Below are 17,588 nucleotides of genomic sequence, written 5' to 3' on the forward strand. Positions count from 1 at the left end.
TTAAGCAAAACAACTTAGATAAGACATGACACTCTTTAGCCACTTAAAAATAAAGATAAAACATTATCGCTGTATGCTCCAATATTTTAAGACGCTAAAACCTGCCTTTTACCCACACGCTCAAATCATCCATCAAGGCATACACCACAGGAATGACTACCAAACTGAGCAAAGTAGAAGTGATCAGTCCGCCCAATACCGCTGAGGCCATCGGACGGGTAAAGGTCATATCAGCATGACTAAAATTGATGATCAATGGCAACATTCCCACCCCCATCGCAATCGTGGTCATGATGATAGGCTGGGCCCGTTTTTTACAAGCGTCCATCAAGGCATCAAATCGACTCATGCCCTGTTTGTCTTGAGCGATGATGGCATAATCGACAAGTAAGATGGAATTTTTGGTGGCAATGCCCATCAAAAGTATGAGCCCAATCATTGCAGACATAGACATACTACTGCCCGTAGCAATCAAGCCCAAAAACGCACCGCCAATAGATAAGGGTAAAGCCATCAAGATGGTAAAGGGTTGTAGGATACGATGGAACAAAAGCACCAACACCGCAAAAATACAAAAAATCCCAACCACCATCGCCACAATAAAACCTGTGAACAACTCGGCCATATTCTGTGCCTGCCCTTCATCAATCACATTAACGCCACTTGGCAGGTTACTGATGGTTTTGGTATTTTTTACCGCTGCTATCAGTTCTCCCACTGCACTATCTTTGGGATAAACAGTAATCTTGATAGAACGCTCTCTTTGAAAACGCGTAATGCTGGACTCGTCCGCTCCAAAATTTAGGGTTGCCACTTCTTTGACCTGCACTGGCACGCCTTTGGTTGATGGCACATACAGGCTCATCAAGTCAGTCAGCTGTCGTTTATCATCATTGTCAAGACGAATGACGATGGGCAACTGACGAGTGTCTAGATTAAGCTTGGGAAGTGCTTGGTCATAATCGCCCACTGTCGCTATTCTTAGGGTCTTGGCAAGTGCCAAGGTGCTCACCCCTTTATCTGCCATCGCCAGATTATTTGGCGTAACAGTAAGCTCAGGCTGAGGCAATGCCTGACCGCTGACCACATTGGCGACTTGTGGCAAAGATCTAAGCTCACCTAAAATTGCCCGCACTGTCTGTTCTAGCAGTACCTTCTCACTGCCAGTTACTGAAAATACATAACCTGTTTCTGATGCACCCTTAGCAACACCCACCTTAAAGCGAGCTGATGGTACTGATTTTAAGGTTTCATTAATCGAGGCCTCTATTTGAGATTTGCTTGGGCGGCTGCCCCGCTCGCTCAACTTAACTTCAAGCGTAGCAATATTGACAGAGCCACTACGATGACCACTAGGCTCGCCTGCTTTTTGTCCTTGGCCCACCATCAATAATACCTCATCCACCCCATCTATCGCCCTAATTTTATTCACAACAAGCTCACTAATGCGAATTGTATCCTCTATGTTGGCATCAGGGGTGAGCTCAACCGATACTTGGGTTTGGTTTGCTTCATCAGGTGGAAGAAAGGTACTGGGTATCTTAGATGAAAGCATCAGCGAACCCACAAAAAACCCCAAGGCCAAAAGCATCGTGATCAATCTGTGCGACAGCGTCCATTTAACCACCGACAGATAACCTTGCATCATCTTGCCCGTCGGTTTGTCAGTGTATTTACTTGGCTTTAAAATATAAGCCGCCATCATCGGTGTGATGAGTCTTGCCACCAAAAGAGAGATAAAAATAGAAATGGCTGCCGTCCAACCAAACTGGCGAAAAAACTGTCCCACCACCCCATTCATAAAGGCGGTTGGCAAAAACACAGCAATCAAGGTAAAGGTGGTTGCTACCACCGCAAGCCCAATCTCATCGGCCGCTTCCATCGCAGCTGCCATCGGCGATTTACCCATATTTAAGTGGCGTACAATGTTTTCAATCTCAACAATGGCATCGTCCACCAGCACCCCAATCACAAGAGTTAAGGCCAAAAGAGAAATGATATTAAGACTAAACCCAAACGCATACATCACAAAAAAGGTGGGAATGATAGACAAGGGCAATGCCATCGCTGCCACAAAGGTGGCTCGCCAATCCCTCAAAAACACAAAGACCACCAAAGTTGCCAATACACACCCTTCTACAAGCATTTTTAGGGTAGAATGATAAGTCTCCTCAATGGGTTTTGCCCAGTCTACGATTTTTTCAATCTGTACACCACTTAATTCTTGATTGATTTTGGCGATTTCATCATCAATCGCCCTAACAACCGCTACCTCGCCCGCCCCCTTTGAACGAGTAATGCTAAATGCCACCACAGATTGGTCATTCATTTTTGCCAGTGAACTGATATCAGCGCGGGTGTCTTTAATGTCTGCAATACCATCAAGCCTAACCACCCCTCCTTGCGGAGTGGTAATTTGCATTTGACGCAAGCTCTGTAGATCATCACCCATACCCAGCACTCGTATGGTCTGAGTTTGCTGACCAATCTTAGATTCGCCGCCTGTGCTGTCTTGCCATCTGCCATAAATCTGCTCAGAAAGCTGACTGATTGGCATCGTCAGACTGGCAAGTAAATGAGGCTTTGGATTGACTTGTATTTGTCTTTCCACACCGCCAATACGAGTCATGCTACCCACCCCCTGAACATTGGATAGGCGTTTGGTCAAGGCATCATCAACAAACCAAGACAGCTCACTGTCATTCATATGCTCAGCACGAACCGAATAAGTAACCACAGGAAAACCTGATGTGGAGACTTTTGAGACGATGGGTGGGTCGGCAGCGGCAGGCAGGCTACCTTGCACCTCGCTCATCGCAGAACGCACATCATCTACCGCCTCGTCGGTGTCTTTTTCTAGCACAAATTCAGCAAAGACCGTTACCACACCTGTCTGCAAGGTGGTGCGAATATTTTTAACACCCTCGATATTGACCAGCTTATTTTCTACTTTTTTGGCAATATCGTTTTCCAGTTGGTCAGCGGTTGCCCCTGACATTGTGATGGTTGTAACCACCCCAGGAAAATCAATGTCAGGAAACTGCTGAACTTTCATATGGTAAAAGCCAAATACCCCAAGTAAAGTCATCAGGGTAAAAAACAAAATGGCAACCAAAGGATTTTTAATAGAATATGCAGAAAAATTCATCATCACTGCCCTTGTGCCTGATTTTGGATTGGACTTTGCGACAGCGTGACCACATCGCCCTCATTTAAAAATGCACCACTTCTTGCCACGACCAACATCTGTGGCGATAAATCAGTTGCCACCCGATCACCTTCATAAGACAAAATCGTTATCTTGGTGCGTACCACTTGGTACAATCCTTTTTCATTCACCTTGGGAGTCAGCGTCCATACATAGTCATAGCCATCTATCGTCATGATGGCAGATTTTGGTACAGTAGGAGCAATGCTTTGACCAAAAATAAGCCTACCTGTTTGATACATACCTTCGCTTAGCGGCGCATCAGGTGGTAAGGATACATACACTGTCATTTCACGCCCTTGATTGGCAGTGGGTGAAATCCTCGTAACCTTACCCATGACGGCTGTGCCTGCTGTGTCAATCATGGCAGTCTGTCCGATGCTAATTTTGGTAGCGTCCTCTGGTGAGAGTGTCGCCTGCCATTGTAGTGCCCCATCTTTAATGATGGTAAATAGCGGATTGCCACTGACTAATACGCCCACCTGTGCTTGGCGTTCGCTCACAATGCCTGAAACAGGAGCAACAATCTTAGCATTGTTTAGACTGGTGGTGGTGCTATTTACCCTAGCCTTTGCCGCTACGACAGCTGCATTTGCTTGCTTAAGAGCGGTGCGGTAGGCATCAACCTGTTGCTTGCTGATGGCATCGATTTCAAGTAATGGTTCGGTGCGTGCAAGATCAGCACGGGCTTTTTCGGCACTAGCAATGGCTTTATCAAGTTCAGCAACCGCTTGGGTGTGGTTGTCTTTTAAAGATGATGCATCAAGCACAGCCAGCACTTGCCCTGCTCGCACCACATCACCTACCTCGACCAATATCCGTTCAACGGTCGCCCCTGTGATGCGTCCGCTGACTTGTGCGATGTGCTTGGCAGCGATGTTGCCATTTGCTGTGATACTTTGTACCACTTCTGTCATGGCTGGATGCACCGCCTCAACCATCATGGCAACAGATGCGGTGCTGTTATCAGATTTGCTCACCTGATTTTCTGCTGTCGTATTATCCACACCATCGCTATCGGCCCGTGAGATACTAAATCCAATGGCAACGCCTGCCAACAACACAGCGAGCAACACCATCGCCAAAACTGCCATCATCACCGCTGACATACGCCCAGATTGTAAAAGTTTGACAGCTTTTTCATCGCTGTGTGTGTCTTGATTGATATGATTGTCTTGATTCATCTTATTTACCCTAATATCTTTATATTGGCAGTTGGTAGGTGGTTTGGCAGGCATTAGGTCATCAATCATCAAAGCGATAGACATATACCGCATGATTAAATATCTTACCATTCACGCATACATTATTAGCAAGAATGCCACAAAAATCAAAGCCCAATCGTTCAGCCACTCGGCGACTGGGCAAATTATGCTCGGCGGCACGAATTTCCAACACCTGCACGCCATAATAATTTTTGGCCATCTCCATCAGTCCACGCACCGCACGGGTCATGATACCACGACCTTGATGCTCTTGGTCAAGCCAATAGCCGATGTCTGCCTTTTTGAGTGATGGATAGATGTTGTTTAAACTTACCGCCCCAATAATCTTGCCCTGATGAACGATAGAAGTATCCACCCCCTTGCCCTCAGCGTATTTATTTAGAGCAAATTTTACAAAAGCTTCATAGCTTTGCTCATCACAGGCATTCACCCAAGGCAAATACTGACCCAAATAGTCCTTTTGGCGACCAACCAGCTGTACCACCTCTTTGGCATCATGTCCATGCACCAACGCCAGACTGATGTCGTCATCAACAGGGTAACAAAACATACCTTTCTCCTTTGATTGTATTTTGGTTTGAGTTTATTCATTAACCAAAAAGCGTACCTGTTCTTTTTTTAATCTTAATATTTCTACGACGCTTAGATTATTGCCAACCTTACTAAGCATTTACATATTCTTTAACATCAGGCAGCCAAGTATTGACAATATGGTGAGAAAGTGTCCGCCTACTGACATCACCAATCAACCGATGAGCAATGCTTTGTGCAGCGATGAACAGACTTTCATCACGCACGATGTCCGCCAAATAATAGCCCATATCGCCTGTTTGTCGCTTACCAAGTAACTCACCTGCTCCACGAAGTTCAAGGTCTTTTTGAGCAATGACAAAACCATCGTTGCTGTCTCGTAGCACATTTAACCGTTCAATGCCTGTGGGTGATAGCGGCATTTGATACAGCAATACACAAAAAGACTTGGCACAACCACGCCCCACTCGCCCACGCAACTGATGCAATTGGGACAATCCCAAGCGTTCAGCATTTTCAATGACCATCAAAGACGCATTGGGCACATCCACACCCACCTCAATGACGGTAGTCGCAACCAATAGGTCAATTTTTCCCAACTTAAAGTCATTCATGACCGCCTGTTTATCGGCAGATTTCATCTTGCCATGTACCAGCCCAATGTTAATATCCAGTCGTTCACACAAATCCTCATACAGCAGTTCCGCCGATTGCACATCTAGTACGCTAGACTCCTCAACCAGTGGACACACCCAGTACGCCTGCTTTTTATCTTTACAATTCACTCGTATTCGCTCAATCACTTCATCACGACGGTCTCGACTGATGGTTACGGTCGCAATTGGAGTGCGATTGGGTGGTAATTCATCAATCACCGACACATCCATGTCGCCATACATACTCATCGCAAGTGTTCTTGGAATGGGCGTTGCTGTCATGGCAAGCTGATGTGGCGTGGAATTCGCCACACCCTTATTAGCAAGGCGAAGTCTTTGTTCTACACCAAAACGGTGCTGCTCATCAATGATGACCAAGCCCAATTTAGCAAAAGCCACCCCATCTTGAAAAAGTGCGTGCGTCCCTACGACAATCTGTACATCATTATTGATGATTTGATCAAGCATGACATTCCGCTCTTTTGCGGTCTGTTTGCCTGCCAAAAAACCCACACCCACACCCACACCCAAAGGCTCAAACCATTTTTGAAAATTAATAAAATGCTGTTCTGCTAAAATCTCCGTCGGTGCCATCACTGCCACCTGCCAACCACTATCAAGTGCATAGCAAGCAGTGATTGCTGCCACCAATGTTTTACCCGCACCGACATCGCCTTGAATCAGTCGCAACATGGGTTTGCTTGTCGCCATGTCCGCCACAGCCTCGCCAATGACACGACTTTGGGCATCTGTCAGCTCAAATGGCAGATTTTCCATGAGCTTGTCCACCAAAAGGCTGACCGACTCGCAGCGTGGGGCTTTGTGCTGATAAACATTATTACGACGATAAAGAAATGCCAACTGATGTGCCACCAGCTCCTCGATGATGATTCGCCTACAAGCTGGGTGCGTACGGTCTTTTAATCCTTCAAGCAAAGTCGTCTGAGCAAAAATATCCGCATCTTTATCAGGCAGATGAATCTGCTTTAAAGCAGTCAATAAATCTGCCTGCACATCAAACACACCAACGCTTTGCAATTCATCAATTGACAAACAATGCAAAGTTTCATGTGAAACGGCATTGATTGCCAGTCGCACAAGCTGTCGAATCTTATTTTGATGAAGCCCTTTGACTGCAGGGTAAATGGGTAACAATCCACCATCAAGGGTTTTTGTGCCTGTAATATGATACTCTGGGTGTGCCATTTGCACACCATAACGGCTGATTTTTATCTCGCCAAAAGCTGTGATGTTTGCCCCAAGTGTCATCGTATTTTTAAGTCCAGCATAAATCTTAAAAAATCTTAAGATCAGCACGCCAGTATCATCTTCTATTGCCACGCTCATGCCTGTACGATTGGTCTCAATATGCGTAACCACACCACTGACAAGCACGCTCATGCCATGTTGTACATCGCCAATAGGCACAAGGCGACTGCGGTCCTCATAATCTCGTGGCAAGTGCATAAGCATATCAAAAATACGATAAATCCCAAGCTCTGTCAGTCGCTCCGCCAGTGAATTACCCACCCCAGACAGGGCCGTCATGGGCAGATTAATGATTGGAATGGCTGATGATTTTGACATGGCATACCTTATTTTATGCACCTTTATAATACAGTTGCATATAATACTACTGTTCATTTAATTAAAACAAGTCAGACAACTGTTCATTTTCAATATTTTGGCTTCAACTAAAAATTTAAACCAAAAAACGCAACCGTCTGATGTTGCGTTTTTTGGTTTGATGTTTTTAAGATTTTATGTAACAAATTTTTACTTCACCAAATGACTGATCACCTTAAAATCAGGGTGCTTGCTAGAACGCAACAACTCAAACAAAATTGCCTCAGTGGTTGTTACTACCGCACCTGCTCGACGCATACGACGCAGGGCAATCTTTCGGTCATAAGGGTCTCGTGAACTGGTCGCATCACTAATGATGACAGGTTGCATGCCGTTATCAAGCAAATCAAGTGCAGTTTGTTGCACACAAACATGGGTTTCTATGCCAAATAGCAAGACATGATGGCGATTTTGCATGGCAAGATGTCGCCAAGTTGATTCATCATCTACCGAACTAAATGCCGACTTTTCAAAAACATTCACATCGCCAAATACAGCTGATAGCTCAGCAATCGTATGCCCCAAGCCCTTTGGATACTGCTCATTAACTGTCAGTGGTACATCTAGCGCATTAAGCCCTGCAATCAAAATGCGTGCCTTGTTTGTGATTTTTTCCATTTCATGAATGTGTGGCACAAATTTATCCTGCATATCAATCAGCAATGCTTGTGTGTCTTCTGTATGGATACGATAAGTGCGTGTAATGGTAGTGGTAGGCACGGCCTTCTCCTTGATGGACCAATATTTTTTTAACTCTACTAGAATTTACCGACTTGGTCAAGGTATTTTTAATGCTCACATCATCTGCCACCAAATTACCATTTTACCATCTGGTAAACACAACCAACACCAGAACCTGTGGTTTTGTCAAAAAAATGCTTGCATTCGCCAAAAAGCTGACTATCATAATAGGATTTAATCAACAGCTCATGCCATGAACAACCACAGCCAAGACAAACAAAACCCAATCCAATGGTTTCGCCATTCTGCCCCCTACATCAATACCCATCGTGGCAAGACCTTTGTCATCATGTTTGGTGGTGATGCGGTCGCTCACGCAAACTTTGAGCATCTGATTCATGATTTTGCATTGCTACATAGTTTGGGCATTCATCTGGTGTTGGTGCATGGGGCACGCCCACAGATTGAAAATTCCCTAAATCTTGCTGGTCTATCTAGCAACATAACAGGGCATTTGCGTATCACACCTCCTAATGCCATGCCACACATATTATCAGCCGTAGGGGCAATTCGCCTACATATTGAAGCTCAGCTGTCCATGGGGCTTGCCAATTCACCCATGTTTGGTGCACGCATCGATGCAGTATCAGGCAACTTCATCACCGCTCGCCCTTATGGCGTGCGTGAAGGCATAGATCATCAAATGACAGGTGAGGTACGCAGTGTAGACAGCACCGCCATTCATCACAACTTACAACACAACCACATCGTCATTTTAAGTCCGATTGGCTTTTCGGTAACAGGTGAGATATTCAACTTGTCTGCTGAAGAGGTTGCTATGCACGCTGCCATTGCTTTACGAGCAGATAAGCTCATTTTTCTTGGTGAAGATGCTGTCCGACTAAACGGTAAAATCATTCGAGAGCTGACCACCAAACAAGCACAAATGCTACTAGATAGCAACAATCTACCCAGCGATGAAATGGCACGATTTTTACAATGCGCCATCAATGTGGGCGATGCGGTTGAACGCACTCAGATTTTACCTTTTGATAAAGATGGTGCACTCATTGAAGAGCTGTTTACACACGATGGGCTTGGCACGATGATAACGCACACGCCTTATGACAACATTCGCCCTGCCACACTAAGCGATGTAGTGGGCCTACTGGCGTTATTAAAACCCCTAGAAGGGGCTGGCATTCTTATCAAACGACCACAAGAACGCTTAGAATCAGACATTGAATGCTACACCATCATTGAGCGAGACGGCATGGTGATTGGTTGTGCTGCACTTTATCCATTAAATGAGGTCAGTGCAGAGATTGCCAGCATCGCCATTCACCCCAATTATCGTGGAGGCAGTCGTGGCAATGATTTGTTAAAATTTGTTGAAACTCGGGCCAAATCAGCAGGATTTAGTCAGCTGTTCGCCTTAACCACACACACCAGCCATTGGTTTATTGAACACGGCTTTGTTGAAACTGATGTTAAAAATCTGCCAGCAGAACGACAAGCCCGTTATCATAATGGCAGAAATTCAAAGATTTTTATCAAAAATATTTAAACCAAAAAGTCATACAAACACAAAAAACCCTTGCAAATCAAGGGTTTTTTGTGAAAATAAAAAAGCAATATCTAGCTTGTGATTACTTCTTAGCCTCGGTGGCTGATTGTGCTTTTTTTAGTGCATCTTTAACGGCAGCTTCATTTAAGAGCTCTACTGTGAAGATAAGTACGCTGTTTGGCTCAATCACAGGATTGCCCGCATCACCATAGGCAAGCTCACTTGGTACATACAGTTCATACTTGCCACCTTCTTTCATCAATTGCAAGCCCTCAGTCCAACCTTTAATCACCTCATTTAGCTTAAACTGGGCAGGAATCCCACGCTCATACGATGAATCAAATACCTTGCCATCAATGAGTTTTCCCTCATAATGCACGGTTACAACATCTGTTACTTTTGGTTGTTTGCCAGTACCTTCTTTAATAACTTTATATTGCAAACCAGATGCGGTGGTCTGTACACCTGCTTTTTTGGCATTTTCAGCCAAAAATTGTTCGCCATCTGTTTTGTTTTTGGTGGCTTTTTCTTCAGCTTCTTTAATTTTTCGCTCTTCAAAGGCCTTACCAACCGCCTCAATCTGCTCATCAGTCAAAGCACTTTCTTTACCAGCATAAGCGTCTTTTACAGCCTTAGTGAAGATGTCCATATCAAGCTCTTCACTCATCTGCATGGCAGTGTTCTTTAAGTTTTCGCCTTGCTGATAACCGATGATATAGCTGATTTTCTGAGTTTCGGCGCTTTGTTCGGTAACTACGGTAGATTTTTTAGCAACTTTGGTTGTGGTTGCATCAGCATCTTTGTTACAGCCTGCCAATGCTAACATTGCCATGATACTAGCAGCAAGTAAAGTTTGTTTTTTCATAATATTCTCAATATTGTATGATAAAAATTGGTTGAAAATTTTTAAGCCAATGAGCAAATACCCATAACGGTACATCATACCAAAAAATACGCCCCAAAACCACGAATTTTAGCTCACAATGTATAGTAATTGTTAATATTGTTATGAAAGCTTATCCACAGCAAAATTTTGGCTGTTTGAGGTGTTACAATTTGCACGATTGTAACTATTGTAACTGATTTGATTGATGAATTCGACCTTATCACAACAAATCATACCAAAAAAAAATCTTAGCTTCGGAGTATATTTATGGAACACCATATGAATATGAACTTCGCCATCTTTAACCAATACCTACAAGGTCCTATCGGTTCTGTCATTGGTGCAACTTTAATCTTTATTTTAGGTTGGATAATCGCCCTAAGCTTGGCATCATTAACCAAAAAAGGCTTGGCCACGCTCAGCCTGAACGAACGCATCAGTCAATCAACAGGCCATCATTACGACCTGAACAACATGATTGGCAAAATCGTCTTTTGGTTTGTGCTCATCATTAGCATTTCTGCGGCACTCAACCAACTCAACCTAAACTCAATCTCCGCTCCATTTGCCAATATGGTTAACCAAGTCTTGTTATTCTTACCCAATCTACTTGCTGTTGTTGCTATTGGCGTGATTGACTGGATTGTTGCGAACATCACTCGCAATGCACCAAATACCGCCCTAGCCAAAACCACGCTTGATGAAAAACTTTGCCAAAACGCTGGCATAAAACCAATGAGCGGTACAATTGCCGACATCATATATTGGTTCATTCTTCTTATGGTATTGACCATTGTGCTGGGTCGATTGGGACTAGATGGTCTATTTGCACCACTGACTCATATGATTGATAAAGCTTTTAATTTTATTCCAAACGCTTTGATGGCAGGTTTGGTATTCTTTGTTGGTTATATCGTTGCCAAAGTGGTGCGTGGTATTGTAACAAATCTGGTTTTAAGTTTTAATATCCAAGCACTGGCCAGCAAAGCTGGTATTAGCAAACAAAACAGCTTGCCATCTATTGCAGGTTCTTTGTCATTCATGCTGGTCATCGTGCCATTCACCATTGCCGCATTAGATGCCCTAAAAGTTTATGCCATATCTCGCCCAGCAACAAATATGTTAAATAAAGTCCTAGAACAGTTGCCAAATATATTGACAGCAGTAGCAATCTTAGTGATTACTTATTATGTGGTGCGTATGCTTGCCAACATCATCAAGGGGTATTTTGGCAAACACCCAAATTGACACACTGCCCACCAAACTTGGTCTTCAAAGCGTTCTTGGTGAGAAAAAATTCTCTGATTTGGTTGGGTGTGCCATTGTATTTTTTGCCATGCTATTTGCAAGCATTGCAGCCGCAGATTTGTTGGGCTTTAATCACATCAGCAACATCATTGCCTTGTTTGTCGCCTTTGGCGGCCAAATTATCTTAGGTGCAATCATCTTGACCATCGGTTTTTGGTTGGCAAACATCATCGCAGGGGCAGTGGCACGCTCTGAACAAGGCAGTCAATTTTTAGCCAATATCGTGCGTGTGCTGATCATGGGCTTGGTGCTGGCAATGGGTCTAAAAGCAATGGGCATCGCAGATAGTATCGTAAACCTTGCCTTTGGTCTAACCCTAGGCTCAGTCGCTGTGGCATTCGCCCTATCCTTTGGTTTGGGTGGTCGTGAAGCAGCTGCTCGCCTTTTAAGGCGTATCCAAGACAAGGCAGAAAGCGAAGCTAGCCATAAAGTCATTTTGCCAAAAAACGCACAAGATAAAGATGCGCCTCTTTAATTCAAAATGACAAAGCAAAAACGACATCGAAGAATGTCGTTTTTTTATTGCTTTATGGTTTTTGCCCCACTGAGTTTGATAACAAGATTTTGGGAAAAATTAACATCTTGATCGTCCTTTAAGCCTTTTGGATATAATAAAATGCATCATTTTGACGATAATTTTATAAAATCTTTATTGATTAAAATTAAAATATTGTGTACAAATTATCGTCGCTAGAGTTTTGAGCTGGTTAAAGATATCGTTTATCGCTCCGTTGGTTAATTTAAATAATGTTCGCTGATAAGCTGCAAATACTTGCTGTCAATGACAAGGCATTTTTGAGATTTTTCTTTATCATCACTTTTTTCGTCATTATCACTCTTATCATCAAAGAAATCCACCGACACAGGGCAAAATACTTTGGTGTTTCCTAAGTTCCAAGCCATATAGCCGTATAGGGCGGTTTCTCGCTGTCTAAAAATTTCTTGATTATCAGCAGTGCATTTTTCTTTGTATGTTTCGCCCAAATACTTTTGGCATTCATCAGCATTTAATAATTCTTTTTGTTTCTTTATGTCTTTTGTGGTCATTCCATTGATGGCATTGGAAACTGTATTTCCGTTATGGATAAGATACCAAGATGCGTCTTTGGGTTTTTCTATAAATCTTGGAACATATAAAGATAAGTCTGAAAATTTGGTTGTGAAAGTTAGGATAAAAGAAAATAACAACAAAAACAATAAAGATACAATACCCATAAAAATATCGTTTCTTCTTTTGTTTACTGACAATTTCTTCTGTGATGTTAGTACAAAAAATGAAAAAATATTTATTAAAATAGGTATTGCAATAAATGCTAAAATTATGCACCACTGCCGATTTTCTCTATTTTCAAATAAGGCAATTATTTGTAAATAAGCTATGGGATAAAAGCAAGAATAAAGCCATATAAAAAAGAGGGCAGAAAAAATTAAAATACCTTCAGAAAAACTTTTGCATTTAAAGGAAAAACATATAGATATTGCGGTACAGTATATAAAAATAAAGCCTAATATATCTTCTAAAAAGTTCCAATTAAAATAAGTATTCAAAAACCAAAGAATAGTGAGTATTGATGCTATTGAATATAAGGTTAGATTTTTGAATAAAAATCTAGGAATTTCATTATTAATTTCTTCACTTTTAAAAAATTTATTGCTATGATTTAATATCATAAAATTGAGAAATGGTAAAGCAAAATAAACCAATAATAAAAACACCATAAGTGAATAAGCAACGACAATTGCAACCAGTGCAGAAGGATTGGTCATTGTTTCGGAAAAAATACTGATATAGCCAATACTATTTAAATAAGAATGCGTTTTCAAAGCACCAATCAGAATAGCAAAAAATGCCAATAATGAAAAATACAAAGGAGCAGTTGTTAATATAAATTTCCAATTTATTTGGTTTTCTTTGTAATTACTTTCTCTGATTTGCTCAATATTATTCTTAATATCTATTAAATTCTCTTTAATGTCAAAGATGGTATGATTGCAATCAAGATTTGGTGCAGATGGGTTATTGTTGGTTTTATTACAAAATAGTTTAAACATAAAAATTTATTCCGTTACCAAAACAGCGACCCATTTAAGTCGCTGTTTTTATTATTTAAAGTTAAATCAACCCCCAATCTTCTTATACTTCACTCTTTTGGGGGTGGCGTCTGCACCCAGTCTGTCTTTACGCCATTTTTCATATTCTGAATAATTGCCGTCAAAAAATTCAGGCTCTTCATTTTCAAATGACAAAATATGCGTACAAATTCTATCCAAAAACCAGCGGTCGTGGCTCACCACCATCACTGTTCCTGGGAAAACTTGCACCGCATCTTCCAACGCTCGCAAGGTTTCCACATCAAGGTCATTGGACGGTTCGTCAAGCAAGATGACATTGGCACCTTGTTTTAGGGTTTTGGCCAATTGCAAGCGATTTCTTTCACCACCTGACAAATTGCCCACCAGTTTTTGTTGGTCTTGCCCTTTAAAGTTAAAGCGTCCGATATACGCACGGCTTGGCGTGGTGTACTCGCCCACCGTAATCATATCCAAACCGTCTGACACCTCCTCCCATACGGTTTTTTTGTCGTCCAGATTATCACGCACCTGCCCCACATAGGCGACTTTGACGCTCTCGCCCACTTCTACCGTGCCTGTGTCGGGCGTGTCTTTGCCTGTTATCATATTAAACAAGGTCGTTTTGCCCGCCCCATTTGGCCCAACAATGCCCACAATCGCCATTGGCGGTACGGTAAAGGATAGGTTCTCGTACAATACACGACCGTCAAAGGATTTGGAGATATTTTTAACTTCAATGACTTTGTTGCCAAGTCTTGATCCTGGTGGGATATAAATCTCTGCCGTTTCGTTACGCTGTTGAAACTCACGAGAGTTCATTTCTTCAAAGCGTTCTAGGCGAGATTTAGATTTGGCTTGTTGCCCTTTTTGGTTCTTGCGTACCCATTCTAGTTCTTGCTTTAAGGCTTTGGCAAAGGCTTCTTCTTGCTTTTGCTCTTGTTCTAGGCGTTTGTTTTTTTGTTCTAGCCATTCGGTATAATTGCCCTCATACGGATAGCCATAGCCACGGTCCAGCTCCAAAATCCACTCTGCCACATTGTCCAAAAAGTAGCGGTCGTGGGTAATCGCCACAATCGTGCCTGAATAATCTTTTAAAAATCTTTCAAGCCACGCCACACTTTCTGCGTCCAAATGGTTGGTCGGTTCGTCAAGTAAGAGCATATCAGGCTTAGACAAAAGCAGTCGGCACAATGCCACACGGCGTTTTTCACCGCCAGACAATTTGGCGACATCGGCGTCCCACGGTGGCAGGCGTAGGGCGTCCGCCGCTTTTTCTAATTGGGTGTTCAGATTGTGGGCGTCCCACGCCTGAATAATGTCCTCCATTTTGCCTTGCTCTGTCGCCAATTTGTCAAAATCGGCATCGGGCTCGGCATATTCGGCATAGATTTGGTTTAGGCGGTCAAGGGCGTCCAATGCTTCACGCACGCCGTCCTCCACATTGCCACGCACATCTTTATTGGGGTCAAGCTGGGGTTCTTGGGGCAAATAGCCAATTTTGATGCCAGCTTGGGGGCGTGCCTCGCCATTGTATTCGGTATCCACGCCTGCCATAATGCGTAGCAAGGTGGATTTGCCTGCACCGTTTAGCCCCAAAACGCCAATTTTGGCACCAGGGAAAAATGACAATGAAATGTCCTTTAAAATCTCACGCTTGGGCGGTATGATTTTGGAGACTTTGTTCATCGTGTAGATGTATTGAGCCATAGCTATCCTTTTGATTTAAAAAGAAAAATTGGAAAATGAAAATGGGGAATTTAACTTGCTATTATCGCATTATTTGGTCTTTAGGGCAAGGTTTTTAAATTTTATTAAAACTTTGGGTCTAAACCAAGTTAAGCTCAAAACCCAAACCATTTTCTCACAATTTTCAGTTTTTGTGATGGCATATTACCTAATCAGTTTAAAGTGCTTAGGAGATATAGTGTGGGGTTTAAGGATTGTTTATGTCAGCTTACTTTCAATATTTTAAAATTTCTCACAACAAGCCTTGACATTGTGGGAGGGAGTGATACTATAAAGAACCATAGTCTCTAATTTTTAGTTCAAACTGTTAAGGATTTTATCATGAAAAAAGTGATATTTATTAGTTCGCTCACCATAGCTACTATGTTTGCCACCCAAGTCGCTTCTGCTAGAGCTACTTACCATTGTAAGATTGATGCTAAATATAGTAGTGTTACAATAGAAAATTTAGCAACAGCAAAGATTACAGCAGATTCTAGTTCAGGAGCAAAGAGTATTTTTTGGGAAATGCTTCAAGATCAAATGTCAAAGCAGGTAAAAGATTATAATCTTAAAAAAGATGATGTAGTTTGTCGCTAGTATTTAGATTTTGACAGAACCTTTACATAAAAAAATCCTACTGATAAGTAGGATTTTTTTATGTAAATTCTTTTTGAATTTCAAGACATAACAAGCAAAAAATATGGCTGTACTAGATAAGTCATAGACATCACACTATTTTCTCAAAATTCTTTAAGTTTTTCTAGTGCATGGTAAACACCTACGACTACGATATGATAACTTGCCATTTTTCATTTTATAAAATTTGTATTAGCATAATCCAAATTTCCCCATTTTGCAAGCCATTTTAAGGACTTTACAATGCACATCACCCATAACCCCACCACCCAAAGATTTGAAACCGTGATTGACAGACATACCGCCTTTTTAAGTTATGAAAATATTGATGATAATACCTTAGATTATAACCACGCCATTGTTCCGCCTGAGCTTGGGTGGGCGGGGCGTGGGACGGATCTGGTCAAATTTGCCCTTGATTATGCGCGTGATAATGGTAAGACGGTTGTACCAAGTTGCAGTTTTGTGGCACGGTATTTAGCAAAAAATCCGCAATAAAAAACCCCAAAGCCAGCACAATGCCAACTTTTGGGGCGTGGGAAAAATAACAATGAAATGTCCTTTAAAACCTCGCGCTTGAGCGGTATGATTTTGGAGACTTTGTTCATCGTGTAGATGTATTGAGTCATAAGTTACCTTTATTTTTTAAAATTTAACCAAATGTTATCGCACGCTTTGGGCTTTGTAGCAAATCATTTTGTGTGATTACAAAAAAATCTTGTGTCTACTAATTGACTTTTTGTTAAGTTGTTGTATAGTTGAATAATTGATATGTTATTATTTTAACTTATCAATATGTATACAAATCCAAAATCAAGGAAACTCTTATGAAAATCAAATTTGCTGCCATTATTGCGACCGCTGCGATACTGTCTGCTTGTGCGACGCCACACATTGTTGAAGCCAACAAGCTCAATGACCATCAGCTGACCTGCGAACAAATCAAATCAGAAATTGCCGAAGCCAAAAAATTTGAGCAAGACGCTCGTGCAGAACGCAAGGTTACTGGCAAAAATGTCGCTGCGGCACTGTTCTTCATTCCTGCATTATTTGCTACTTATGCCAACACTGAAGAGGCGATTGAGGCTGCCAAAGAACGCCAAAACAAACTTACTGATATTTATCAAAAGAAACAATGCCGTTAATTATATCAAACAAAAATAGCCATTATGTCGTAATGGCTATTTTTTATAAGTTTAGGTGGTTTAGATTTTTAGCCAACATCGCCCAAGTATCTACTTTGGGTGAAAACACCATTGCCAAAATCACTGCTGACAGTCCGACCACTGGAATAATTATCGCCAATAGTTCTACTACCTCGCCAATTCAGGGCATAAAAAATAAACTTGCCACACTACCTACCAAAAATACTTGTGGGTAATTAAAATTTTGCCCAGTGACCACTTGTTTATGCACCAAAAAATAGCCTTCAAAAAAGACGGCAACCAGCCCAAAATAATAG

General features: G+C 42.0%; 15 protein-coding genes. 7 read left to right on the plus strand and 8 right to left on the minus strand.

Translation table 11 applies throughout. The features are described 5' to 3' along the window. Positions 1-94: 94 nt before the first annotated feature. From R0123_RS05440 to R0123_RS05460, 5 genes are all read right to left on the minus strand, one after another. Positions 95-3,151, minus strand: a complete 3,057-nt coding sequence (locus tag R0123_RS05440; RefSeq protein ID WP_323843358.1) for an efflux RND transporter permease subunit — start codon at positions 3,149-3,151, stop codon at positions 95-97. Next, positions 3,151-4,485: an efflux RND transporter periplasmic adaptor subunit gene (locus R0123_RS05445; protein WP_323843359.1), complete on the minus strand. Its 1,335-nt coding sequence runs from the start codon at positions 4,483-4,485 to the stop codon at positions 3,151-3,153. Before R0123_RS05445 ends, R0123_RS05440 begins: the two co-directional genes overlap by 1 nt. After that, complete coding sequence (locus R0123_RS05450) at positions 4,454-4,984, minus strand: GNAT family N-acetyltransferase (RefSeq protein WP_323841091.1); 531 nt, start codon at positions 4,982-4,984, stop codon at positions 4,454-4,456. Before R0123_RS05450 ends, R0123_RS05445 begins: the two co-directional genes overlap by 32 nt. Positions 4,985-5,096: 112 nt before the next feature. After that, on the minus strand, positions 5,097-7,208 hold the full coding sequence (gene recG, locus R0123_RS05455) for an ATP-dependent DNA helicase RecG (protein WP_323843360.1): 2,112 nt from the start codon (positions 7,206-7,208) through the stop codon (positions 5,097-5,099). Between the two features lie 189 nt (positions 7,209-7,397). Beyond that, a complete protein-coding gene (locus R0123_RS05460) occupies positions 7,398-7,967 on the minus strand; it encodes a hydrolase (protein ID WP_323843361.1) in 570 nt (189 codons plus the stop codon). A gap of 214 nt (positions 7,968-8,181) precedes the next feature. Here R0123_RS05460 and argA point away from each other — a divergent pair, with 214 nt between their 5' ends. After that, positions 8,182-9,495, plus strand: a complete 1,314-nt coding sequence (argA, locus tag R0123_RS05465) for an amino-acid N-acetyltransferase (RefSeq protein ID WP_323843362.1) — start codon at positions 8,182-8,184, stop codon at positions 9,493-9,495. Between the two features lie 82 nt (positions 9,496-9,577). On the opposite strand, the gene R0123_RS05470 is transcribed toward argA, so the two are convergent. Continuing rightward, complete coding sequence (locus R0123_RS05470; protein WP_323843363.1) at positions 9,578-10,360, minus strand: FKBP-type peptidyl-prolyl cis-trans isomerase; 783 nt, start codon at positions 10,358-10,360, stop codon at positions 9,578-9,580. A 300-nt stretch (positions 10,361-10,660) separates the two neighbouring features. Here R0123_RS05470 and R0123_RS05475 point away from each other — a divergent pair, with 300 nt between their 5' ends. Then, positions 10,661-11,629, plus strand: a complete 969-nt coding sequence (locus tag R0123_RS05475; protein ID WP_323843364.1) for a mechanosensitive ion channel — start codon at positions 10,661-10,663, stop codon at positions 11,627-11,629. Continuing rightward, entirely contained in the window at positions 11,610-12,164 is a 555-nt protein-coding gene (locus R0123_RS05480) for a mechanosensitive ion channel (RefSeq protein ID WP_323843365.1), read from the plus strand. Before R0123_RS05475 ends, R0123_RS05480 begins: the two co-directional genes overlap by 20 nt. Positions 12,165-12,424: 260 nt before the next feature. On the opposite strand, the gene R0123_RS05485 is transcribed toward R0123_RS05480, so the two are convergent. Beyond that, complete coding sequence (locus tag R0123_RS05485; RefSeq protein WP_323843366.1) at positions 12,425-13,741, minus strand: hypothetical protein; 1,317 nt, start codon at positions 13,739-13,741, stop codon at positions 12,425-12,427. A gap of 66 nt (positions 13,742-13,807) precedes the next feature. Beyond that, entirely contained in the window at positions 13,808-15,469 is a 1,662-nt protein-coding gene (gene ettA, locus R0123_RS05490) for an energy-dependent translational throttle protein EttA (protein ID WP_323843367.1), read from the minus strand. Positions 15,470-15,829: 360 nt separating this feature from the next. Here ettA and R0123_RS05495 point away from each other — a divergent pair, with 360 nt between their 5' ends. The 4 genes from R0123_RS05495 (at position 15,830) to R0123_RS05510 (ending at position 17,507) form a co-directional block, all read left to right on the plus strand. Continuing rightward, positions 15,830-16,087, plus strand: coding sequence for a hypothetical protein (locus tag R0123_RS05495; protein ID WP_323841081.1), 258 nt, complete (start codon positions 15,830-15,832; stop codon positions 16,085-16,087). A gap of 282 nt (positions 16,088-16,369) precedes the next feature. Then, a complete protein-coding gene (locus tag R0123_RS05500; RefSeq protein WP_323841080.1) occupies positions 16,370-16,624 on the plus strand; it encodes a GNAT family N-acetyltransferase in 255 nt (84 codons plus the stop codon). Between the two features lie 329 nt (positions 16,625-16,953). Further along, complete coding sequence (locus R0123_RS05505) at positions 16,954-17,271, plus strand: hypothetical protein (protein ID WP_323841079.1); 318 nt, start codon at positions 16,954-16,956, stop codon at positions 17,269-17,271. A 32-nt stretch (positions 17,272-17,303) separates the two neighbouring features. After that, positions 17,304-17,507 carry a hypothetical protein gene (locus tag R0123_RS05510; RefSeq protein ID WP_323843368.1) on the plus strand — a complete coding sequence of 68 codons (204 nt, stop codon included), beginning with the start codon at positions 17,304-17,306 and terminating at the stop codon, positions 17,505-17,507. Positions 17,508-17,588: the final 81 nt, after the last annotated feature.

Origin of the sequence: Moraxella sp. Pampa (assembly GCF_035181385.1) — a bacterium.
Taxonomy (GTDB): domain Bacteria; phylum Pseudomonadota; class Gammaproteobacteria; order Pseudomonadales; family Moraxellaceae; genus Moraxella.